This window comes from Proteus sp. CA142267, assembly GCF_003336825.1.
Classification (GTDB): domain Bacteria; phylum Pseudomonadota; class Gammaproteobacteria; order Enterobacterales; family Enterobacteriaceae; genus Proteus; species Proteus terrae.
This window is the reverse complement of sequence record NZ_QPMG01000001.1, coordinates 839,799-862,411: the sequence shown is the minus strand read 5'-3', so window position 1 is coordinate 862,411 and position 22,613 is coordinate 839,799. Positions and strand designations below refer to the sequence as shown.

The following is a 22,613-nucleotide window of genomic DNA, read 5'->3' as shown; positions in this document are numbered from 1 at the left end:
TAATGAAGGTATTTTTATTGTAAGTCTTGTGTAATAACAGTATGAGGACCAAAACATTCATAATGAAGTTTTTCACTATTAATACCTAGTTCAATAAGTTGTTTAGCAACAGATTGCATAAAAGGTAATGGACCACAAAAATAGAAATGCATATCGGGAATAGTTAGCCAATCTTCAACTTGTTTTAATGTCATTAAGCCTTCGAATTGATAATCTTTATTTTGTACATCTTCAGTGCGTGGCGTGCGATACCATATCGCTTGTTGATAGTGTGAAAGTTGATTGCCAACTTGATTAACTTCATCTTTAAATGCATGGACACCACCATGCTCAGCCGCATGTAACCAATTAATATTAGCTTGATGAGCTGAAAGCGTGTGCAACATAGACAACATTGGTGTTAAACCCACACCTGCTGAAATTAAGGTTACTGGTGTTGTTGGTGATATATCTAAATAGAAATCGCCCCCTGGTGCGGCAACTTGTAAAGTATCACCTTCTTGAATATGGTCATGAAGAAAATTCGATAAAATACCTTTCTCTTCGCGTTTTACTGCAATGCGATAGGTTTTATTATTTGAGGATTGAGTTAATGAATATTGACGTATTTCTTGATTTTCAAGGCGCTCATTACGGATATAAAGGCTTAAATATTGGCCCGCTTGATAAGGAGTAACAGCAAGTCCATCTTCAGGCTCTAATTCAAAACTAGTAATGACATCGCTTTGTTTTATTTTATGTTTAACTTTAAAGTTCCGTAATCCTCTCCAGCCCCCGTTTGTTTGTTCTTTTTGCTGATAAATTTGTTCTTCACGATTGATAAAGACATCTGCCAATACTTGATAAGCGGCACCCCAAGCATCTAATACTTCTTGCCCAGGATTAAACATCTCATCAATTGTTGCTAATAAATTTTCACCGACGATGGGATAGTGCTCAGGAAGAATATTTAAACTGACATGTTTTTGCGCAATTTTCTCCACGGCAGGCAATATGATGGCTAAGTTTTCAATGTTCGTCGCATAAGCGCATATCGCATTAAATAAGGCTTCGCGTTGTGCACCACTGCTTTGATGGCTCATGGTGAAAATATCTTTTAATTCTGGATGGCGAGAGAACATTCTGTCATAAAAGTGGGCAGTTAATGCAGGGCCTGTTTTAGCAATGAGAGGGATTGTCGATTTAATTGTCGCGATAGTTTGTGCATCTAACATAATTGCTCCTGAAAAATTTTCAGTTTATTGTGAATTTTTATAAATTGTATTTTATATGCAACTTATCTCTTTTTGATTATTTTGTAAATCTCTGTTTTTATTTTTTAACAAAAAATCTCAATTCTTAGAGAATGATGCGGGGTGTTTGCAAAATAAGGCGAGATGTGCCTCAAAAAGGGGAATAAGTACAGGATAAAATGAGGTTGTTAAAAAGTAATAATGTGCTGTTATAGTTGGATAGCAATCGATTGCGTATTTTTTCATTAGGGGCTATCTCAATGAAGAAAAAGAGTTTACACTGTATGCCATTCTTTCTCCCGCATGGGAGTTTGTCTTTAGTGAAGTTAGCTGAGTCAGGAGATGTGAATGTTAAAACGTGAAATGAATATTGCTGATTACGATCCAGAATTATGGAATGCAATGGAAGGTGAAGTGACTCGTCAAGAAGAGCACATCGAACTTATTGCTTCTGAAAACTATACCAGCCCTCGTGTTATGCAGGCGCAGGGATCTCAGCTGACAAATAAATATGCTGAAGGCTATCCGGGTAAACGTTACTACGGTGGTTGTGAGTATGTGGATGTTGTAGAGCAACTGGCTATCGATCGTGCTAAAGCATTATTTGGTGCAGATTACGCTAACGTACAGCCTCACTCAGGCTCTCAAGCGAATGCCGCTGTCTATATGGCATTATTAAAACCAGGTGATACTGTTTTAGGTATGAACCTAGCACAAGGCGGTCACTTAACTCATGGTTCACCAGTTAACTTCTCTGGTAAACTGTATAACATCGTACCTTATGGTATTGATGAATCAGGTAAAATTGATTACGAAGATATCGCTATTCAAGCTAAAAAACATCAACCAAAAATGATCATTGGCGGATTCTCTGCTTATTCTGGTCTGGTTGACTGGGCTAAAATGCGCGAAATCGCAGACAGCATTGGTGCATTCTTATTTGTTGATATGGCACACGTTGCAGGTATGGTTGCAGCAGGTGTTTATCCTAACCCTGTTCCTCATGCACATGTTGTTACAACAACAACCCATAAAACCTTAGCAGGTCCACGCGGTGGTCTTATCCTTGCTAAAGGTGGCGATGAAGAGTTTTATAAAAAACTGAACTCTGCTGTATTCCCAGGCTCTCAAGGTGGCCCTTTAATGCATGTTATTGCAGGTAAAGCGGTCGCATTAAAAGAAGCTATGGAGCCAGAATTTAAAGTTTATCAGCAACAAGTTGCTAAAAACTCGAAAGCAATGGTAGAAGTTTTCTTAGATCGCGGTTATAAAGTAGTGTCTGGCGGAACTGAAAACCACCTGTTTTTATTAGATTTAGTTGATAAAGATATTACAGGTAAAGATGCAGATGCTGCACTGGGTCGTGCAAATATCACTGTTAACAAAAACAGCGTACCAAATGATCCACGTAGCCCATTTGTAACTTCTGGTGTTCGTATCGGTTCTCCAGCAATTACACGTCGTGGTTTTAAAGAAGCGGAAGCTCGTGAATTAGCCGGTTGGATGTGTGATGTCCTTGATAATATCAATGATGAAGCGAACATTGAGAAAGTGAAACAAAAAGTCTTGGATATCTGCGCTAAATTTCCAGTTTACGCATAAGTTTGTAACGATATAATAAAACCCGTTGTACAAGCCCGCTTCGAGAACTTGTTCTTGGCGGGTTTTTTTGCATCTTAAAAATGGGGGATTGGATGGTTATTCCATCAACATTGTGGCTTGCCTTAGATTATTTTACCTATTTCTTTTCATACGGCATCTTTTTACCCTTTTGGTCCATATGGCTAAAAGGAGAGGGCGTCGATCCTGCAATGATAGGTCTGTTATTAGGTGTAGGTTTAACCGCACGTTTTGTTGGTAGCCTAATTTTAACGCCTGCGGTAAAGGATCCGTCAAAACTTATCACTGCATTGAGATTGTTTGCTTTTCTCTCATTACTTTTTACTGTTGCATTTATGATGGGTAGCCATTGGGCATGGTTATTCTTTGTGATGACAGGATTTAACGTTTTCTTTTCACCGATGGTACCTTTAGGGGATTCTCTAGCTGGAACGTGGCAAAAACAGTTTCCTTTTGACTATGGGAAAATCCGCGTTTGGGGCTCAATTGCTTTTATTATTAGCTCATCATTGCTAGGTGTTTTAATTGATGTTTTTGGGCATCCCATTATTCTTTATGGATTGATTGCTAGTACTTTTGCACTATTCCTAACATCTATGCTCCGTCCTAAAGTTATGCCACAGGGTAAAGTAAAAAAAGCAGAACACAGCAATGTATCCTTTATGAAACTCATTTCAGATGGGCCAGTTTGGCGTTTTCTGTTGTGTGTCTCTTTACTGCAAGGTGCGCACGCCGCTTATTATGGTTTTAGTGCACTTTATTGGGAAAAAGCAGGGTATGACACCGCAACAATCGGCTATCTTTGGTCATTAGGTGTGGTTTCAGAGGTGGTTGTTTTTATGTTGAGCCATCGTTTATTCCGTCGTTGGAGCGCAAGAAATCTACTCTTACTTTCTGCTTTTGCTGGGCTTCTACGTTGGGGATTAATGGGGAGTTTTACCGCATTACCCGCGCTTATTGTTGTTCAAATCTTACATAGTGGTACGTTTACGGTGTGCCATTTAGCGGCAATGCGCTTCATTAGCGCACGTCAAGAGCACGAAATTATTCGTCTACAAGCGGTGTATTCGGCTTTAGCGATGGGCGGAAGTATTGCGATCATGACTATTGTCTCTGGTTGGCTGTATGAAAAACTTCCTAATCAAGAATCGCTGATCTTCTGGTTAATGGCTGCATTAACGATCCCTGCAATGTTTATTAGACCAAGAGTACAACCTCAAAATACCTAATTCCTCTATTTCATAAAAATTAAGATCTGTAATGTCCTTTGATATTGCAGATCTTTTAATGATGATCGCCGATCATATGCAGGCAAAACTACGTGGTGATTTGCAGTGGATTGATGAAGACAATCTTGTTGTAGGAAAAACAGGGCGTAATATTGCTCAATTATGGACCTATTGGCTTTGATACTGCTCCGGGTATCGAATCATTACCATTGGCGAGTCGTTATAAACAAATTGAACGATTACCAAATCCGGGTCGAGAGCTTGTGTTACAAGAAGGTATGACGTTTGCGTTTGAGCCTAACTGTGGCTTTGGTCATCACTTATGTAACTTAGGTGGTACGGTTGTAGTTGGTAAAAGTAAAGGGATTGAGTTAAATTCAAACTCAACACAATTAATGCGGGCTGATTTATAAGCCTAATAATAAATAGTTAATAAATAATGAAAAACACCAGTAAAACCGCAATAAGTACAGAACAGACTCAAGAAAAGTTAGTACAAGAAGGTATTAAGCTTTTTGCACTACACGGAATTAGTGGGTTGAGAACGAGACAACTTGCGCAGGATGCTGGTGTTAATCAATCAGCAATTCCTTATCATTTTGGTGGAAAACTAGGCGTTTATACCGCCGTTATTCAATATATTGCGACAGAATTAGCGTCAGAAATTCATTTTGACCAATTTGATAATAAGCTTCAGTTTTTATTAAAAGAAATAAGTTAGATCGTGAATTACTTGCTTCTCTGATCCCTTTATTAGTCACGGGATTAACGCGTGCTTTATTAGCACCTGAACGTCATTATTACAGTCAGTTGATTTTACGTGAGCAATTGGAACCGACTGAAAATTATGAGTTGATTTATCATAACTTAATTGAGCCTTTTCATTTACGGCTATCTCATCTCATCGAATTAATCGATAAAAAGAGTGATACATTAACTACTACTATTCGTGCTCATGCAGTTATTGGGCAAATACTTGGGTTTGTGATCGCGAGAAAAGCATTTTTATTACGTATTGATAAACAAGAAATGACATCGCAATTATTAGATAAAATAGCTCAAGAAATTAGCCAATTATCAGTAAATGCACTATTAACGATAAATCAGTAGGCAATAAAAAAGACCATAATATTATGGTCTTTTTCTCTTATATTTTTTATTCGTATCAACGAAATTAACGTTTTAATGCGTCTGTTAATTCACTACGAATTTCAGCTAATAATGCTCTGACAACGCGCGGGTTACCTGCCACAATATTACCTGTTTGTAGGTAGCCATGATTACCAGTAAAGTCAGAAACGATAGCACCGGCTTCACGAGCGATTAATTCGCCACCTAAGAAATCCCAAGGTTTTAAGCCAATCTCAAAGAAACCATCAACACGGCCTGCAGCAACATAAGCTAAATCTAATGCTGCTGAACCTGTGCGACGGAAATCAGCACAAGGTACAAACAGTTTGCCTAACATATTCATGTAAGCGGCTGAATGTTGTTTGCTTTTGAATGGGAAACCAGTCGCAAGAACAGCACCGTCTAAATCGCGAGCGTTAGAGCCACGTAGACGATAACCATTTAATTGTGCGCCTTGACCACGAACGGCTGAGAATAATTCGTTACGCATAGGGTCGTAAACAACAGCCACTTCAGTACGGCCTTTAATGCGTACAGCAATAGAAACAGAGAAGTGTGGAAGACGTTTAATGAAGTTAGTCGTGCCATCAAGTGGATCAATAACCCATTGTATGTCGTGATCTTCACCGAGTAACTCGCCACTTTCTTCCGTAATAATGGTGTGTTTTGGATAAGATTTACGGATGATTTCAATGATTGCTTGTTCTGCGTCACGGTCAACGTTAGTGACAAAATCATTGGTACCTTTCTGATTAGTTTCTACAGATTCAGGATTTTCGTAATTTTTGGCGATTAAATTACCAGCCTTACGTGCGGCACGTATGGCAATATTCAGCATCGGATGCATGGTTATCTTCCACAAGATGTTAAAGAACGGGGATAAAAAACGTGCGAGAGTATAACAGGCATTCGTGTTTCTGGCTACAATTGTGATAAAATAGATGGATCACAAAGCAATTAACAAGAAATCAATGTTAGAAAATATTCGCATCATCCTTGTAGAAACCTCGCATACAGGCAATATGGGCTCTACAGCTCGTGCTATGAAAACCATGGGATTAACCAATCTTTATTTTGTTAATCCAAAAGAAAAACCAGATTCACATTCTATTGCCCTATCAGCAGGTGCAAGTGATGTTATTGGCAATGCACATATTGTTAATAGTATCGATGAAGCGATTGAAGGCTGTGGTTTAGTCATAGGAACAAGTGCCCGTAGCCGTACACTTTCTTGGCCAATGCTTGCACCTCGTGAATGTGGTGAGCGTTGTGTTATGGAAGCTAAAAATAAGCCTGTTGCTGTTATTTTTGGCCGTGAACGTACAGGTTTAACCAATGAAGAATTACAAAAATGTGATTTTCATCTATATGTTCCGACTAATCCAGAATATGGTTCTTTAAATTTAGCGATGGCTGTTCAGCTTGTTAGTTATGAAATTCGTATGGCAGCACTTGCCCAAGAAGAAAAACAAGAGGAAAATAGCCCATCAGAGATTGATTATCCACCAGCAGACGATATAGAACGTTTTTACGTTCACTTAGAGCAGGTGCTTAATGAATCTGGTTTTATTCGTCCTAAACATCCGGGACAAGTGATGAGCCGTTTACGCCGTCTATTTACGCGTGCACGTCCAGAAACACAAGAGCTTCATATCTTACGTGGTATCCTAACGTCAGTTGAGAAATGGGCTAAGAAATAGAGGGCAAAGTTGATTAACTTAAGTCAACTTTTGGCTGAGTATAATACTTGACTAAAACACTCGGATAAATAGTTGACTAAATTACTCGGGAATGACACAATTTGATTATTGTTCACCACGGAGTATTTGTTATGAGACTGACATCAAAAGGGCGTTACGCAGTTACTGCAATGCTTGATGTTGCATTGCATTCACAGCAAGGCCCTGTCCCCCTCGCTGATATTTCAGAGCGTCAAGGGATTTCCCTTTCTTATCTTGAGCAGCTTTTCTCACGTTTGCGCAAAAATGAATTAGTCGCAAGTGTTCGTGGTCCTGGTGGCGGTTATTTATTAGGCCGTGATGCAGGGCAAATTTTTGTTGCTCAAGTTATTTCTGCGGTTGATGAATCTGTCGATGCTACTCGTTGTCAGGGTAACAAAGAAGGTTGTCAAGGTGGCGATCGTTGCCTGACTCATACTTTGTGGCGTGATTTAAGTGATCGTATAACCAGTTTCCTAAGCAGTATCAGCCTTGAAGAGTTAGTAAATAACGAAGAGGTTATGGATGTCGCCGATCGTCAAGACAATGAAAAACGCCATGCTATTAATGGTCGTTTACAAGAAACCATTGTTAATATGCGAGTTTAACGGCGATCTCTAGGTAGGCAAAAACAAAATTATTAAAGAAGATCCGTCGTCTTTGGAGTTAGTGAGCAATGAAATTACCCATTTATCTAGATTATTCAGCAACCACTCCTGTTGATCCACGAGTTGCTGAAAAAATGATGCAATGCCTGACTATTGATGGCATTTTTGGTAACCCAGCCTCTCGTTCACACCGTTTTGGTTGGCAAGCAGAAGAAGCTATTGATATTGCACGTAATCAGATCGCTGATTTAATCGGTGCAGATCCTCGTGAAATCGTATTCACATCAGGCGCAACTGAAGCTGATAACCTCGCACTAAAAGGTGTTGCTAACTTTTACCAGAAAAAAGGTAAGCACATCATCACTTCTAAAACCGAACATAAAGCCATTTTAGACACTTGTCGTCAACTTGAGCGTGAAGGTTTTGAAGTCACGTATTTAGCACCAAAAAGTGATGGTCTGATTGACCTGAAAGAGCTTGAAGATGCGATGCGTGAAGACACTATTTTAGTTTCTATCATGCATGTAAATAACGAAATTGGTGTTGTACAAGATATTGCTGCTATTGGTGAATTATGTCGTAGCAAAGGTATTATTTACCACGTAGATGCAACACAAAGCGTTGGTAAATTACCGATTGATCTTTCTAAGTTAAAAGTTGATTTACTTTCTCTTTCTGCGCATAAAGTTTACGGCCCTATGGGTATCGGTGCACTTTATGTTCGTCGTAAACCACGTATTCGTTTAGAAGCACAAATGCATGGTGGCGGACATGAGCGTGGTATGCGTTCAGGTACATTAGCCGTTCATCAAATTGTGGGTATGGGCGAAGCTTACCGTATTTTGAAAGAAGAAATGGCTGATGAAACTAAACGCTTAAACGAATTACGTTTACGTTTATGGAATGGCATTAAAGATATCGAAGAAGTTTATATCAATGGTTCTTTAGAACACACTGCGCCAAACATTCTTAATGTGAGCTTCAACTATGTTGAGGGTGAATCATTAATGATGGCACTGAAAGATCTTGCTGTTTCTTCAGGCTCAGCCTGTACTTCAGCAAGTTTAGAACCTTCTTATGTACTGCGTGCGTTAGGTTTAACTGATGAACTTGCACACAGTTCTATTCGCTTCTCTCTGGGTCGTTTCACCACAGAAGAAGAAATAGATTATGCAATTGAACAAATTCACAGTGCAATTGGTCGCTTACGTGATCTTTCTCCACTTTGGGATATGCATAAACAAGGTGTTGATATCAACAGTATCGAATGGTCTCACCATTAATCAGACGTTTTCAGGAGTTAAATCATGGCTTATAGCGATAAAGTAATTGATCATTATGAAAACCCTCGTAATGTGGGATCATTTGATAATAATGACCCTACTGTAGGGAGTGGTATGGTTGGCGCCCCTGCTTGTGGTGACGTTATGAAACTGCAAATCAAAGTTGACGATAATGGCGTAATTGAAGATGCGCGTTTTAAAACTTATGGTTGTGGTTCAGCAATTGCATCAAGTTCACTGGTAACAGAATGGATGAAAGGCAAAACATTAGATGAAGCCGAATCTATTAAGAACACAGCAATTGCAGAAGAATTAGAATTACCACCAGTGAAAATTCACTGTTCAATTCTTGCAGAAGATGCAATAAAAGCAGCGATTGCAGACTATAAAAGCAAACGCCAAGGCAAGTAATTGTCTTTTATAATAAAAAAATAAAATATTGGCGGATGCTGAAACTTTTTTTCAGTATCCGCTTTCGTTCTTTATGAGTGAGGTGTGCCATGTCAATTTCCCTTACAGAATCCGCCGCTAATCGTGTTCGCTCTTTCCTATCTAACCGTGGAAAAGGTGAAGGTTTACGTTTAGGCGTAAGAACATCCGGTTGTTCTGGAATGGCTTATGTTCTTGAGTTTGCTGATGTCATCAATGACGAAGATACTGTTTTTGAAGACAAAGGTGTGAAAGTTATCGTTGATGGTAAAAGCATGGTCTATTTAGATGGAACAGAGCTTGATTTTGTCAAAGAAGGATTAAACGAAGGCTTTAAATTTAACAACCCAAATGTATCGAATGAGTGTGGTTGTGGTGAAAGCTTCACTGTGTAATTTGTGTTAAAACACAGTATTAACGTTAATTAATCCAAGAGTAGATGTATGGACTATTTCACACTATTAGGCATGCCTAATCGTTTTGATATTGATAAACAGCAACTTGCTACACGTTATCAAGATATGCAGCGTCAATATCACCCAGATCGTTTTGCAGGTCAGTCTGAAAAAGAACAGGCTCAAGCAATTTCGCTTGCTTCAACCATCAATCAGGCTTATCAGACCTTAAAAAACCCACTCTCAAGAGCTGAATACATGCTCTCATTACACGGTATCGATATTGCTAATGAGCAACAAACGATGCACGATACTGCTTTTTTAATGGAGCAACTCACATTACGTGAAGAGCTGGATAACATCGAACACAGTGCTGAAGCCGAAAGTTTGTTAACCGACTTTTCTGCGCGTTTAGAAAAAATGTACACAGTACGCCATGATGAAATGGTCAAAACGCTAGAGGATCAAACTTGGGATGTTGCTGCAGATAATGTGAGAAAATTGCGTTTTCTCGCGAAATTAAAAGAGCAAGTAGAACAACTTGAAGAACGCTTGTTTGATGGTTTTTAAGGGAAATAGTTATGTCATTATTACAAATTAGTGAACCAGGTCAAACGCCTGCACCGCATCAGCGCCGGCTAGCAGCGGGTATTGATTTAGGTACGACACACTCATTAGTTGCCACTGTACGTAGTGGGCAAGCCGAAGCGCTTTCTGACAGCGAAGGTCGCTATTTATTGCCATCTGTCGTGCAGTATCAAGTTGATAATATCAACGTTGGCTGGAATGCTAAAAAAGAAGCAGAAAAAGATCCTGCTAACACGATAAGCTCAATTAAAAGAATGGTGGGTCGCTCACTGAGTGATGTGACAAGCCGTTACCCGAATCTTCCTTATCATTTTCATGAAAATGACAATGGGTTACCGCTGATCAAAACAGTGGCAGGTATTGTTGATCCTATTCAAGTTTCTTCTGACATCTTAAAAACATTGGCTGAACGTGCAACGCAATCATTAGGTGGAGAACTTGATGGTGTAGTTGTCACTGTACCTGCTTATTTCGATGATGCTCAACGTCAAGGCACAAAAGAAGCCGCTCGCCGTGCTGGTTTGCATGTTTTACGTTTATTAAACGAACCTACAGCAGCCGCTATTGCCTATGGCCTAGATTCAGGAAAAGAAGGCACCATCGTTGTTTATGACTTAGGTGGTGGTACTTTTGATATCTCCGTTCTTCGTTTAACTAAAGGTGTTTTTGAAGTTTTAGCGACTGGCGGTGATACTGCGTTAGGTGGCGATGATTTTGATATGATGCTGGCAGATTGGATAAGAGAACGTGCCGGTTTTGGACATCAGAAAGACGCTGTATTACAACGTCAATTACTGGATGTTGCATCAGAAACTAAAATTGCACTGAGTGATAACGATGTTGCAGATATTAATATTAATGGATGGAAAGGTGAGATCACTCGTGCTGAGTTTGAATCATTAATTCAATCATTAGTGAAGCGTACACTATTATCTGTTCGTCGCGCATTAAAAGACGCAGATGTCGAAATAGATGAAGTTTTAGAAGTGGTTATGGTTGGTGGTTCAACACGTGTACCATTGGTTCGTCAAATGGTTGGTGATTATTTCAAACGTGAACCTTTAACCTCTATCGATCCAGATAAAGTGGTTGCCATTGGTGCTTCAATCCAAGCTGATATTTTGGTGGGTAATAAACCGGATAGCGAAATGCTATTGCTGGATGTTATTCCTCTTTCTCTTGGCCTTGAAACAATGGGCGGATTAGTTGAGAAAGTGATCCCTCGCAATACCACTATTCCTGTTGCTAGAGCACAGGAGTTTACGACATTCAAAGATGGTCAAACTGCAATGAGTGTTCACGTTGTTCAAGGTGAGCGTGAAATGGTGAGCGATTGCCGTTCTCTTGCTCGTTTTACACTGCGTGGAATTCCGCCAATGGCTGCGGGTGGCGCACATATTCGTGTCACATTCCAAGTTGATGCTGATGGCTTACTCAGTGTTAGTGCGATGGAAAAATCAACGGGTGTTGAAGCCTCAGTACAGGTCAAGCCTTCTTATGGTCTTAGTGATACTGAAATCGCTAAGATGATCCAATCTTCGATGGAAAATGCCCAAGAAGATTTACAAGCTCGTCGTTTAGCCGAGCAAAAAGTCGAAGCAGCTCGTGTGTTAGAAAGTTTAACCGCAGCATTAGAAGAAGATGCTCATCTGTTAAATGAAGATGAGAAAACGGCTATCGACAAAGTTGTAGATACCTTAATAGAGAGCGTTGAAGGAACAGATCCTGTTGCTATTGAAAACGCGATTAAACTACTGGATAAGCAAACTCAGGATTTTGCAGCGCGTCGTATGGATTCATCTATTCGACAAGCGTTGGCAGGTCATTCTGTGGATGAGATATAACTATGCCTAAAATTGTATTTTTACCCCATAGCACACTGTGCCCTGAAGGTGCTGTTGTTGACGCAACAGAAGGTGAGTCTATTCTAGATGTCGCATTACGCAACGGTATCGAGATTGAACATGCTTGTGAAATGTCTTGTGCATGTACAACTTGTCACTGTGTAGTGCGTGAAGGTTTTGATTCACTCGAAGAGAGCTCTGAGCTTGAAGACGACATGTTAGATAAAGCATGGGGTTTAGAGCCAGAAAGTCGCTTAAGTTGCCAAGCAAAAGTGACTGACGAAGATTTAGTTGTTGAGATCCCTAAATATTCGATTAACCACGCAAGAGAGCATTAATTTTAGGAGTCGAGCATGAAATGGAGTGACACGCGTGAAATAGGGGAGGCGTTATTTGATCTTTACCCTGACACTGATCCTAAAACGGTACGCTTTACTGATATGCATCAGTGGATTTGTGATTTAGAAGATTTTGATGATGATCCACAGAAATCCAATGAAAAAATTCTTGAGGCTATTTTACTTGTTTGGCTTGATGAATTTGAATAATTGACGACATCGTAAATTTAAAAGACTGGCTTATTGCCGGTCTTTTTGCATTATGACCTTTTACATTTTACCTTGTCAGTGATTTAAAAATAACCATAAAGTTGGTAGTAGAGATATTTTGTTATGCGATCCTCTTCGAAGAATATCATGTAAATACGGAAGATCACTGGATGATAATGGTGACCTCTTGGTTTTTGCAGTAAATTGATCACGCTAAACGCTAAATATCTGGTAGTCTGAATAGGTTAACTGCCACCAGTAATAATAAGTGAGACAATAAATGAATAAACAAATTATGCCTATCATGCTGTCAAATGAACCTGCTGCTGCATGTTGGGGTGAAAAAGCACTAATTAGCACTAGCGAAATCGGCATGACAATCCACTTAACGGAAGAAAACCGTTTAGGCGCTATTCAGCGTGGTGGACGTAAAGTTGATGGTCAAGGCATTCGTAATGTTGCACTTGTTGGCGACGGCTGGGATTTAGAACGTAGTTGGGCTTTCTGGTTAGGTTTCAGAGCACCTAAAGGCGCTCGTTCAATCGAATGGCCACAATTAAAGGATGCAGATAAACACGAACTAGAATCACGTATTCGCATCGTTGATTGGGTTAGAGATACCATCAATACACCTGCTGAAGAATTAGGCCCAGAGCAACTGGCACAACGCACGGTTGATCTTTTCTGTGGTCTTGATAAAGAAGACATTAGCTATAAGATCACCAAAGGTGCTGATCTACGCGATCAAAACTATGCAGGTATCTATACAGTAGGACGAGGATCTTCTCGTGATCCTGTTTATTTAGCGTTAGATTTCAACCCAACCAAAGATAGTAATGCTCCTGTATTTGCTTGCTTAGTCGGTAAAGGTATTACTTTTGACTCAGGTGGTTATAGCATCAAACCTTCATCATCCATGAATTCAATGAAAGCGGATATGGGTGGTGCAGCAACGTTAGCAGGTGCTTTAGCATTAGCGATTACTCGTGGTTTAAATAAACGTGTGAAACTACTGCTGTGTATCGCAGATAACATGGTTAGCGGTAATGCCTTTAAATTAGGTGATATTATCCGTTACCGTAATGGTAAATCAGTTGAAATCATGAATACTGATGCTGAAGGTCGTTTAGTTTTAGCGGATGGTTTAATTGATGCAAGCAATATTGCACCAGAATTGATTATCGATGCCGCAACATTAACAGGCGCCGCTAAAGTTGCGGTAGGTAATGATTACCACTCTGTATTGAGTTTTGATGATAAATTAGCAGCAGAGCTACTGACTAGTGCTGAACAAGAAAATGAATTGTTCTGGCGTCTACCATTAGCGGATTTCCATCGTAGCCAATTACCTTCTAGCTTCGCTGATTTAAACAATATCGCCGCACCTTCTCATACTGCGGGTGCAAGTACAGCTGCTGCATTCTTATCGCACTTTGTAACTAACTACAAAAAAGGTTGGGTACATATCGATTGTTCAGCAACGTACAGAAAATCTTCTGTAGAGCAATGGGCAGCAGGCGCTACGGGTTACGGTGTGCGTTCTATCGCGAATCTGTTATTAGCAAAAGCAAAATAATAAACGTTATTTGATTTGGAGTTTGTAATGGGTGTATCTGAACAATTTGAGACACAAGAAATTGTTTCTGTTGAAGGTTCTTCTTTAAAGCTAAGCGTTCTAGAGCCACAACCTGAAAAATTAACAACCGCACTTAGCGAGTTTTTTGGTGAGCATAAACCGATCCGCCGTGCCTTTATTGTTAATGCTCAGGAGCAAGATAATGAAGAGTCATTTTATCTTATTGGTTTAGAAATAACAGGTGAAGAAGAGGTGATTGCGCAGATACTCCCACAAGCGGCTGAATCGGCTTTTGAATATTTAGAAGAAGGGCAATCTCTAGATTTTTGCTTTGTGGATAAAGATGAAAAAGGTGTAAGTCATTTTATGATCCACCATGTATCACCTTTTTATCAACGTAAACTTGGGGGATTCTTAAGAAAAGGGATCCCGATAGTTAATCTGGATAGTTAATTCAGCTCTCTAAATTTAGGCGATATCTCATCAGATATCGCTTTTTTTTACCTTATAATAGAAAATTGACTAAATTAGCAAGTCGTTTGCATTTTTATATAAGGCTTTGTTTTAGATAAGCTTTGTTTTTAAAGTAAAAATAAGGTGATTTCGTGTTGTAAATTATTTTGTTTTACGCGATAAAAAATAGCTTATCTCGTTATTTTTTATCTTATTAGAATGAAGAAATACATATATTATCTCTACCTGCATAAAACATCGCATTATTCAGGGGTTGAATTAAAGGAAATGGATATGAACCAAAACCAGTTTAGACAATATACAGAAAAGAGAGGTTATCGTTGGAGCTCTCTTGCTGTTGTATTGGCATCAGCATTAGCTCTCACAGGCTGTGATGATAAAGCGGACGAAAATGCATCATCTGCTGATAAGACGCAAAATACACAAGTTACCGAACAAAAAGACACTGCTCAGAGCACATCAGGCACCGCAACTCAAACAAGCGAAAAACCTGCAGTTACAACAAAAACGAATAACGAAACTGCATTAAAAAGCAAAGAAGTCCGTGATGAGTTAGCAATGCGTTTTGCAGGTAAAGAAGTCACTGTATTAGATGCATCAGAGTTACAACGTGATGGTGCGAGTACTATGGTTGTGACTTTCTCTGTACCGCTTGATCCTGACCAAAAGTTTGATGATGTTATTCATCTTGTTGATACCAAAAAAGGGAAGTTAGAAGGTGCGTGGGAGTTATCTGATAACTTAATGGAACTGCGTTTCCGTCATTTACCTCCATCAACAGAATTAAACTTAACGATTGATGAAAAAATCAAAGGTATTAATGAACGTACATTAACGACACCTTTTAGCCAGAAATTAACGACAGAAGAAATTTTCCCATCTGTTGGTTTCACTAGTAAAGGATCGTTACTGCCACTTGAAGCAGCTGAAGGTCTACCGATTATTGCGCTAAATGTGGGGCAAGTTGATGTAAACTTTTTCCGGGTTAAAGATGATCAACTAGCTCAATTCTTAACGCAATGGGAAAGCCGTTCCAATATTAATTATTGGGAATCAGATGAGTTTCTATCTCAAGCTGATTTGGTTTATACCGGTCGTTTCGAATTAAACACAGAAACAAATACCCGTGAAAACGTATTGTTACCGCTAAAATCGATAGATGCCTTGAAAAAAGAAGGTGCCTACATTGCGGTTATGCAACAAGCGGGTAAATACTCATATACAGTGCCAGCAACGGTATTCACATTTAGTGATATCGGGCTGTCAATGCACAGTTATCTTGATACGTTAGATATCTTCACCCAATCACTTAAAAATGGTTCAGCGCTAGATAAAGTAGAAATTCGTCTGCTAGATGAAAAAGGTGGTTTGATTTCTAAAGCGCAAACCGATAGCCAAGGACATGCCACACTTGAGAAGAGTGATAAAGCACGTTTATTAATGGCTATTCGTGATGGGCAAACCAGTATGATTGATTTGCGTAAACCTGCGCTTGATCTTTCTGAGTTTGATATTGGTGGGCCACAAGGTTATAGCAAACAATTTTTTGCTTTTGGTCCCCGTGATCTCTATCGCCCCGGTGAAACATTAATCGTTAATGCATTGCTACGTGATGGTGATGGTAATCCTATTAAAGAGCAGCCTGTTAAAGTCGATCTACTTAAAACAGACGGGCAAGTTTCTCGTAGTTTTGTTTGGCAACCAGAGAATGGCCTTTACCAATTAAAATTAGTTATTCCTGCGGATGAAAATACTGGTACACGTACCTTACGTTTTGATGTAGGCGATGGTACTCCTCGTTTCTATGAGTTTCAGGTCGAAGATTTTATGCCAGAACGTATGGCATTAGAAATCACGGGTAAGAAGGGAATTATACTAAGCGGTCATGACGCTTATTTTGATATTAAAGGTCGTTATCTTTATGGCGCGCCAGCTGCCGATAATCGCTTACAAGGGCAAGTTTTCTTAAAAGCCTCTCGTGAAGCTGTCAGTAAATTACCGGGCTATGAATTTGGTGCTGTAAAAGATGAAAACTTCAGTCGTTTACTGGATGAGTTTGAGCTTAATTTAGACTCTGATGGTGAAGGTGGCGTGAATGTTGATAGTGAACGCTATGAAGAACTGAAATCACCTATCAACATTATTTTACAAGCAAGCTTACTTGAAGCTGGCGGACGCACTGTTACACGTCGCTATCAACAAGCTGTTTGGCCTGCAACTCATCTTGCTGGTATTCGCCCTATCTTCCCTAAAAAAGAAGTCTATGACTATCGTACGGACAAATATAAATCAGGTTACAGCGTTGATGAAAATTCAATGGCTGAATTTGAAATAGTCTATACAGACCAAGATGGTAAGAAACTACCTGCTAATGATCTTAAAGTGAAGTTTATCTATGAACGTCATGATTATTACTGGCGTTGGTCTAGTTCGAATGGTTGGGAATCTGGCTATAACGAAAAAGATCTGCAAATGGATGAGCAAACAATCAAGATTGCAAAAGATGGCACTGCAAAAGTGGCATTTCCTGTTGAATGGGGCTCTTATCGTATCGAAGTTGTCGATCCTAAAACAGAATTAGTCAGTAGCCTACGTTTCTGGGCAGGTTATTCTTGGATGGATAACACTGGTGGAACAGGTGCGGTAAGACCAGACCAAGTTAAGCTTAAACTGGATAAAGAAGGTTATTTACCGGGTGAAAAAGTTAAGTTAAACATCGTTGCACCTCATCCGGGTAAAGGTTATGTGTTACTAGAATCAAGTAATGGGCCTTTATGGTGGCAAGAAATTGATGTACCAGAAAAAGGGCTTGATGTTGAAGTGCCTATTAATAAAGAGTGGGCAAGACATGATCTCTATCTGACTTCTGTTGTCGTAAGACCGGGAGATACGTCAAAACAGGCGACAGTAAAACGTGCTGTGGGTATTTTGCATTTACCATTGCAGGATAAAAACCGCCGTATTGATATTTCACTTGATGCACCGGAAAAAATTCGCCCTAACCAAGATTTAAAAATCCGTATTAAAGCGAATCCAGTTGCAGGTCAGCCATTACCTGAAAATATTAATGTATTGGTTTCTGCGGTTGATACTGGTGTATTAAACATCACAGAGTATAAAACGCCAGATCCTTACGATGCTTTCTTTGGTCGTAAACGTTATAGCATCGACCAATATGATGTTTACGGGCAATTAATTGAAGGGCAAGGACGTTTAGCTAATTTACGCTTTGGTGGTGATGGTGGTGAAGCAGCAGCATTATCTCGTGGTGGTAAAAAACCATTAACTGATGTGCAAATCATTGCTCAACAAACGGCTCCAGTAAAATTAAATGCACAAGGTGAGGGTGAAGTTTCTTTACCTATTCCTGAGTTTAATGGCGAAGTTCGTTTAATGGCACAAGCTTGGACTGCCGATAAATTTGGTAGCCAAGAAGGTAAAGTTGTTATTGCAGCACCGTTAGTCACTCAGCTTTCATTACCTCGCTTTATGGCTGGTGGTGATAATGCACTTTTATCTTTAGATTTAACTAATCTAACGGACGACGCTCAATCTATTACCTTAAATTATACCGCTTCAGGTTTGGTGGGGTTAGGTGGCGCAGAAAGCAAAACCGTCTCGCTAACGAAAGGTGAACGTACTCAAATTCAAATTCCAGTAAAAGCGAAACATGGCTTTGGACAAGGTGAATTCTCACTATCTATTTATGGTATTAAAGTACCGGGTGAAGAGATTAAACCTTACCACAATACATGGAATATTGGTGTTCGCCCTGCATTCCCAGCAGAAACTATTCACTATGCAAGTACATTGCAAGATGGTGATACTTGGCGTTTACCATCAGAAATTTTAAGTCGCTTTAATAGCTCAACGCTTGAAGGTGAATTATTACTGACAAGTCGTCCTCCATTGCAGGTGGCGCGTTATGTTAGAGAGCTGTTTGCTTATCCTTATGGTTGCTTAGAACAAACAGTCAGTGGGCTTTATCCTTCACTGTATTCAACGGAAAAAGAGTTGAAACAGTTGGGAATTAAAACGCAAACTGATGCTGATAGAAAAGCAGCTATCGAGAAAGGTATTACTCATCTACTGACGATGCAAAAATCAGAAGGTGGATTCTCTCTGTGGGATCAGGGTGGACGTGAAGAATATTGGTTAACTGCGTATGCAACCGACTTCTTATTCCGTGCATCACAACAAGGTTACTCAGTTCCTGCTGATTCATTAAAACGCGCAAACGATCGTTTATTACGTTATTTACAAGATAAAAACTTAGTTAACTATGAATATGCAGTTAACCAAGATGCAGCGCGATTCTCAGCAAGGGCTTATGCTGCGTTAGTATTAGCAAATCAGCAAAAAGCACCTTTAGGTGAATTACGTCGTCTCTATCTTGAGCGTAATCAAGCAGGAAGTGGCTTAGCTTTAGTTCAGTTAGGTATCGCATTAAAATTAATGGGTGATAGCAACCGCGCTGAAAGCTTGATTGCTGAAGGTGTGACAACAACACGCAAATATAATTATGGATTGGGTGATTACGGTAGCACCATTCGTGACCAAGCATTAATTATTGCATTGTTAAGTGAAAATAACCTTGAAACACAATCTCGTGATGCAAGTGTGATTGCACTATCTGATAACTTAACCAGCCGTGAATGGTTCTCGACCCAAGAAAGTAACTCGTTATACCTTGCTGGACGCTTCTTTATTAATATGGCTGAACAGCCTTGGGAAGTTGCTGTTAATCGTCAAGTCCCTGCAATCAGTAGCGATCGAGCAGTCAATGAGACATTAACATCAGCACAATTACAAGAAGGCTTAGAGCTAAATAACCGTGGTGGCGCCGCGATTTATTCTCGTATGAATATCGTGGGTTATCCGAAAGTTGCTCCTGTTCCTTATAGTAATGTATTAAATGTTTATCGTAGTTATTATGATTTGAAAGGAAACCGCGTTCATCCTAATCGCTTACAAAGTGGTGAAATGCTGGTGGTTAAACTGGAAGTTTCTGCTGATAGAGACGTACCTGATGCATTAGTTGTTGATTTATTACCAGCAGGTCTGGAAATCGAAAACCAAAACTTAGCATCAAGTAGTGCAAGCTTAAGTGATAGTGCGGCAGACTTGCAGGAATTTATCGACGATATGGGACAAGCTAATATCAAACATCTCGAATATCGTGATGATAGATTTGTTGCTGCTATCTCTGTTGATAAATATCGTCCAACAACATTGCTCTATTTAGCGAGAGCTGTAACACCAGGTAGCTATCAAGTACCACCACCACAAGTTGAATCTATGTATGTGCCTTATTGGCGTGCAATAGGGTCAACAGAAACCAAGATTGACGTTGTTCCTTAAGTCTTGTAGCCCTTTCTTTGGAAAGGGCTTTTTCCTTTGAGTGATTGAATGAAACTAGGATATAAACGGCTTATTGCTGTTATCATTATTTTTTTGCTAGCAACGCCTATTTTAGTCTGGTTCGCAGATAAAATTTGGCCCCTCCCTGATCCTGAACCTCAAATTGCGACTATTGTTACAGCGCAAGATGGTACACCTCTTTGGCGCTTTGCAGATAAAGAAGGGGTATGGCGTTATCATGTCAAACTCACTGATGTCTCTCCTGAATATTTAGAAGCCTTAATTACTTATGAAGACCGCTGGTTTTATCAACATCCCGGTGTTAATCCGATGGCGATATTACGTGCGGCATGGCAAGACTTAAGTTCAGGAAGAATTGTATCTGGCGGAAGTACGCTATCAATGCAAGTGGCTCGTCTTATTGATCCTCACTCTCGTACTTTAGGGGGGAAAATCAAACAGCTTTGGCGCACCTTGCAATTAGAGTGGTATTACTCAAAAGATGAAATTCTGGAGATTTACCTCAATAGAGCACCCTTTGGCGGCACGTTAGAAGGTATTGGTGCTGCAAGCTGGGCTTATTTAGGTAAGTCACCCGCTGATTTATCTGCGGGAGAAGCGACTTTGATGGCGGTATTACCACAAGCGCCAAGCCGTTTACGACCAGATAGATACCCTGAACGTGCTCAAGCTGCTCGGGATAAAGTATTAGATAGACTGGCAGAATATCAAATATGGCCACAAGAAAAAGTTGATGAAATTAAGGAAGAACAGGTTTTATTAGCACCAAGGCAAACACCACAATTAGCACCATTGCTGGCTCGTCGTATGTATAACGAAAAGCGAGAACCTGTTATTACAACAACGATTGATATCAATATTCAACGACAGCTCGAAGATATTGCGAACCAATGGAAGTATCAATTAGCGGATAAAACATCTTTAGCTATCTTAGTTGTTGATCATACAGATATGAGTGTGAAAGGGTATGTCGGCTCTGCTGATTTTAATGATAATTCGCGCTTTGGTCATGTCGATATGATTAGTGCATGGCGCTCACCAGGTTCAACATTAAAGCCATTTATTTATGCACTTGCATTAGATGAAGGACTTATTCACGCAGAATCGCTTTTACAAGATGTTCCTCGTCGATTTGATAATTATCGTCCTGGTAATTTTGACTCTGATTTTAATGGTGCAGTTAGTGCCAGTGAAGCATTAAGTCGCTCTTTAAATTTGCCAGCAGTACAGCTTATCGAAGTGTATGGTGCAAAGAAATTTGCAGCAAAATTACGTCATAACCATCTTGAAATGCGCTTTCCTTATGGTTCAGAGCCAAACTTAGCACTGATCTTAGGAGGAACTGCGACGCGAATGGATGAGCTTGTTTCTGCCTTTAGCGCATTAGCAAGGCAAGGAAAAACAGCACCGTTACGTTTTAAACCGGAACAAATAATAGAAGACCGAGTGTTGATGTCACAAGGATCAGCATGGATTGTTAGACGTATTTTAGCCGGAGAAGCCAGACCTCGCCCAGATAGCGCAATTTCACCCGTTGTTCCTTTAGCTTGGAAAACAGGTACAAGTTATGGTTATCGTGATGCATGGTCTATTGGTGTGAATGCACGCTATACCATAGGTGTTTGGGTAGGTAGACCTGATGGAACACCTGTTGCAGGGCAGTTTGGCTTTGCGACAGCAGTCCCTATTATGAATCAAGTCAATAACTTATTAACGAGCTACTTCTATCAAAATAAACAAAGACCACCAACAGATTTACGCCCTAACAGTGTAACGGCAGCCACTATCTGTTGGCCGACAGGTAAGGTATTACCTAAAGAAGATAGCAACTGTAGAGTCAGTCGTCGAAGCTGGATCTTAGATAACACCATTCCACCAACTTTGTTAAATGATAGCCAAGAAGGCATTTTGGGGATCAACGAAAAAATTTGGTTAGATAATGAAGGCAAACGTACAGGCCCTAATTGTCCTAATGCAGAGTTAAAAGATATTGCCTTATGGCCGATAGCATTAGAAGCATGGTTGCCAGAAAAAGAGCGCAGAGCAAAACGACTGCCGCCGATTTCTGAAACTTGTCCACCAATTAAAGAAGATATTATTCCTCTGTTTATCTCGGGTATTCGTGCAGGCGATTTATTAAGACCATTACCCGGCGAAACTAATCTTGAAATAACTGTTTCTACGCAAGGTGGAAGTGGTATGCAATGGTGGTTTTTAAATGGTGAGCAAATAGGTAAGACAGAAAACGGAGAAACATTTTCTTATTTATTAGAGAAACGAGGTAAATATCAACTTTCAGTGCTTGATCTAAGTGGTCAAACGGATATGGTTAATTTTATATTTCGTTAAACTAAAACGATAAAATAAACGAGAACTGGGTGATTTTTCACTAAATTAGTTTTTTCGATAAAGATAAAGAGGCTATTTATCGTGTTTCATTTCGATTCTTTTTTATTCTTATTTTCAAGGTTGAACATGGAAAACGTCAAAAATGTGATTAGATCGATAATTTATAACTTTTTTGCCACAGTTTTTTAAAAAAAAAGGATATTCAAT

At 39.7% G+C, this 22,613-nt stretch carries 20 protein-coding genes and 1 pseudogene; 19 read left to right on the top strand and 2 right to left on the bottom strand.

From position 1 onward, the window contains the following. Positions 1 to 14 precede the first annotated feature (14 nt). Positions 15 to 1,214, bottom strand: a complete 1,200-nt coding sequence (gene hmpA, locus C0T34_RS04050; protein WP_098942293.1) for an NO-inducible flavohemoprotein — start codon at positions 1,212 to 1,214, stop codon at positions 15 to 17. A 366-nt stretch (positions 1,215 to 1,580) separates the two neighbouring features. Between hmpA and glyA the strand changes: the two genes are divergently transcribed. The 6 genes and pseudogenes from glyA to C0T34_RS18290 all read left to right on the top strand — a co-directional run bounded on the left by glyA (position 1,581) and on the right by C0T34_RS18290 (position 5,191). Continuing rightward, a complete protein-coding gene (gene glyA, locus C0T34_RS04045) occupies positions 1,581 to 2,834 on the top strand; it encodes a serine hydroxymethyltransferase (RefSeq protein ID WP_088495048.1) in 1,254 nt (417 codons plus the stop codon). Between the two features lie 92 nt (positions 2,835 to 2,926). Further along, on the top strand, positions 2,927 to 4,081 hold the full coding sequence (locus C0T34_RS04040) for a 3-phenylpropionate MFS transporter (protein WP_192940863.1): 1,155 nt from the start codon (positions 2,927 to 2,929) through the stop codon (positions 4,079 to 4,081). Between the two features lie 31 nt (positions 4,082 to 4,112). Further along, positions 4,113 to 4,262 (top strand): hypothetical protein, encoded by a 150-nt coding sequence (locus C0T34_RS18100; RefSeq protein WP_162556812.1) that lies wholly within the window; start codon positions 4,113 to 4,115, stop codon positions 4,260 to 4,262. After that, positions 4,237 to 4,494: pseudogene (locus C0T34_RS04035) on the top strand (aminopeptidase P family protein); the annotation flags it as partial. The gene C0T34_RS18100 and the pseudogene C0T34_RS04035, both read left to right, overlap by 26 nt. A gap of 26 nt (positions 4,495 to 4,520) precedes the next feature. Beyond that, positions 4,521 to 4,802: a TetR family transcriptional regulator gene (locus C0T34_RS18295; protein ID WP_226892278.1), complete on the top strand. Its 282-nt coding sequence runs from the start codon at positions 4,521 to 4,523 to the stop codon at positions 4,800 to 4,802. An 89-nt stretch (positions 4,803 to 4,891) separates the two neighbouring features. Continuing rightward, complete coding sequence (locus C0T34_RS18290; protein ID WP_231039400.1) at positions 4,892 to 5,191, top strand: CerR family C-terminal domain-containing protein; 300 nt, start codon at positions 4,892 to 4,894, stop codon at positions 5,189 to 5,191. 64 nt (positions 5,192 to 5,255) lie between these two features. Here the strand turns inward: C0T34_RS18290 and suhB are convergent, their stop codons facing one another. Then, positions 5,256 to 6,059: an inositol-1-monophosphatase gene (gene suhB, locus C0T34_RS04025; RefSeq protein WP_023581619.1), complete on the bottom strand. Its 804-nt coding sequence runs from the start codon at positions 6,057 to 6,059 to the stop codon at positions 5,256 to 5,258. A 124-nt stretch (positions 6,060 to 6,183) separates the two neighbouring features. Between suhB and trmJ the strand changes: the two genes are divergently transcribed. The 13 genes from trmJ (at position 6,184) to pbpC (ending at position 22,406) form a co-directional block, all read left to right on the top strand. Then, complete coding sequence (gene trmJ / locus C0T34_RS04020; RefSeq protein WP_088495051.1) at positions 6,184 to 6,912, top strand: tRNA (cytosine(32)/uridine(32)-2'-O)-methyltransferase TrmJ; 729 nt, start codon at positions 6,184 to 6,186, stop codon at positions 6,910 to 6,912. Between the two features lie 131 nt (positions 6,913 to 7,043). Beyond that, positions 7,044 to 7,538 (top strand): Fe-S cluster assembly transcriptional regulator IscR, encoded by a 495-nt coding sequence (gene iscR / locus C0T34_RS04015; protein WP_006533450.1) that lies wholly within the window; start codon positions 7,044 to 7,046, stop codon positions 7,536 to 7,538. A gap of 68 nt (positions 7,539 to 7,606) precedes the next feature. Beyond that, on the top strand, positions 7,607 to 8,821 hold the full coding sequence (locus C0T34_RS04010; protein WP_098942295.1) for an IscS subfamily cysteine desulfurase: 1,215 nt from the start codon (positions 7,607 to 7,609) through the stop codon (positions 8,819 to 8,821). A gap of 24 nt (positions 8,822 to 8,845) precedes the next feature. Beyond that, positions 8,846 to 9,232 carry a Fe-S cluster assembly scaffold IscU gene (iscU, locus tag C0T34_RS04005; RefSeq protein ID WP_023581622.1) on the top strand — a complete coding sequence of 129 codons (387 nt, stop codon included), beginning with the start codon at positions 8,846 to 8,848 and terminating at the stop codon, positions 9,230 to 9,232. An 89-nt stretch (positions 9,233 to 9,321) separates the two neighbouring features. Then, positions 9,322 to 9,645, top strand: coding sequence for an iron-sulfur cluster assembly protein IscA (iscA, locus tag C0T34_RS04000; RefSeq protein ID WP_006533446.1), 324 nt, complete (start codon positions 9,322 to 9,324; stop codon positions 9,643 to 9,645). A 48-nt stretch (positions 9,646 to 9,693) separates the two neighbouring features. Then, complete coding sequence (gene hscB, locus C0T34_RS03995) at positions 9,694 to 10,215, top strand: co-chaperone HscB (protein ID WP_098942296.1); 522 nt, start codon at positions 9,694 to 9,696, stop codon at positions 10,213 to 10,215. Positions 10,216 to 10,226: 11 nt separating this feature from the next. Continuing rightward, on the top strand, positions 10,227 to 12,077 hold the full coding sequence (hscA, locus tag C0T34_RS03990; RefSeq protein ID WP_109849728.1) for a Fe-S protein assembly chaperone HscA: 1,851 nt from the start codon (positions 10,227 to 10,229) through the stop codon (positions 12,075 to 12,077). Between the two features lie 2 nt (positions 12,078 to 12,079). Further along, complete coding sequence (gene fdx, locus C0T34_RS03985) at positions 12,080 to 12,415, top strand: ISC system 2Fe-2S type ferredoxin (RefSeq protein ID WP_006533442.1); 336 nt, start codon at positions 12,080 to 12,082, stop codon at positions 12,413 to 12,415. A 15-nt stretch (positions 12,416 to 12,430) separates the two neighbouring features. Continuing rightward, positions 12,431 to 12,625 carry a Fe-S cluster assembly protein IscX gene (iscX, locus tag C0T34_RS03980; protein ID WP_006533441.1) on the top strand — a complete coding sequence of 65 codons (195 nt, stop codon included), beginning with the start codon at positions 12,431 to 12,433 and terminating at the stop codon, positions 12,623 to 12,625. A gap of 280 nt (positions 12,626 to 12,905) precedes the next feature. After that, complete coding sequence (gene pepB, locus C0T34_RS03975) at positions 12,906 to 14,201, top strand: aminopeptidase PepB (protein ID WP_098942298.1); 1,296 nt, start codon at positions 12,906 to 12,908, stop codon at positions 14,199 to 14,201. A gap of 27 nt (positions 14,202 to 14,228) precedes the next feature. Further along, entirely contained in the window at positions 14,229 to 14,654 is a 426-nt protein-coding gene (locus C0T34_RS03970) for an enhanced serine sensitivity protein SseB C-terminal domain-containing protein (RefSeq protein WP_098942299.1), read from the top strand. Positions 14,655 to 14,942: 288 nt separating this feature from the next. Then, positions 14,943 to 20,036, top strand: a complete 5,094-nt coding sequence (locus C0T34_RS03965; RefSeq protein ID WP_109849727.1) for an alpha-2-macroglobulin — start codon at positions 14,943 to 14,945, stop codon at positions 20,034 to 20,036. 48 nt (positions 20,037 to 20,084) lie between these two features. Further along, a complete protein-coding gene (gene pbpC / locus C0T34_RS03960) occupies positions 20,085 to 22,406 on the top strand; it encodes a peptidoglycan glycosyltransferase PbpC (protein WP_109849726.1) in 2,322 nt (773 codons plus the stop codon). The last annotated feature ends 207 nt before the right edge of the window (positions 22,407 to 22,613 follow it).

Coding starts and splice junctions, on each gene's coding strand:
- glyA (WP_088495048.1), top strand. CDS start 1,581: ATGTTAAAACGTGAAATGAATATTGCTGATTACGATCCAGAATTATGG.
- iscX (WP_006533441.1), top strand. CDS start 12,431: ATGAAATGGAGTGACACGCGTGAAATAGGGGAGGCGTTATTTGATCTT.
- C0T34_RS18295 (WP_226892278.1), top strand. CDS start 4,521: ATGAAAAACACCAGTAAAACCGCAATAAGTACAGAACAGACTCAAGAA.
- iscR (WP_006533450.1), top strand. CDS start 7,044: ATGAGACTGACATCAAAAGGGCGTTACGCAGTTACTGCAATGCTTGAT.
- C0T34_RS03970 (WP_098942299.1), top strand. CDS start 14,229: ATGGGTGTATCTGAACAATTTGAGACACAAGAAATTGTTTCTGTTGAA.
- hscA (WP_109849728.1), top strand. CDS start 10,227: ATGTCATTATTACAAATTAGTGAACCAGGTCAAACGCCTGCACCGCAT.
- C0T34_RS04010 (WP_098942295.1), top strand. CDS start 7,607: ATGAAATTACCCATTTATCTAGATTATTCAGCAACCACTCCTGTTGAT.
- iscA (WP_006533446.1), top strand. CDS start 9,322: ATGTCAATTTCCCTTACAGAATCCGCCGCTAATCGTGTTCGCTCTTTC.
- hmpA (WP_098942293.1), bottom strand. CDS start 1,214: ATGTTAGATGCACAAACTATCGCGACAATTAAATCGACAATCCCTCTC.
- trmJ (WP_088495051.1), top strand. CDS start 6,184: ATGTTAGAAAATATTCGCATCATCCTTGTAGAAACCTCGCATACAGGC.
- fdx (WP_006533442.1), top strand. CDS start 12,080: ATGCCTAAAATTGTATTTTTACCCCATAGCACACTGTGCCCTGAAGGT.
- pbpC (WP_109849726.1), top strand. CDS start 20,085: ATGAAACTAGGATATAAACGGCTTATTGCTGTTATCATTATTTTTTTG.
- suhB (WP_023581619.1), bottom strand. CDS start 6,059: ATGCATCCGATGCTGAATATTGCCATACGTGCCGCACGTAAGGCTGGT.
- C0T34_RS04040 (WP_192940863.1), top strand. CDS start 2,927: ATGGTTATTCCATCAACATTGTGGCTTGCCTTAGATTATTTTACCTAT.
- pepB (WP_098942298.1), top strand. CDS start 12,906: ATGAATAAACAAATTATGCCTATCATGCTGTCAAATGAACCTGCTGCT.
- C0T34_RS18100 (WP_162556812.1), top strand. CDS start 4,113: ATGTCCTTTGATATTGCAGATCTTTTAATGATGATCGCCGATCATATG.
- C0T34_RS03965 (WP_109849727.1), top strand. CDS start 14,943: ATGGATATGAACCAAAACCAGTTTAGACAATATACAGAAAAGAGAGGT.
- iscU (WP_023581622.1), top strand. CDS start 8,846: ATGGCTTATAGCGATAAAGTAATTGATCATTATGAAAACCCTCGTAAT.
- hscB (WP_098942296.1), top strand. CDS start 9,694: ATGGACTATTTCACACTATTAGGCATGCCTAATCGTTTTGATATTGAT.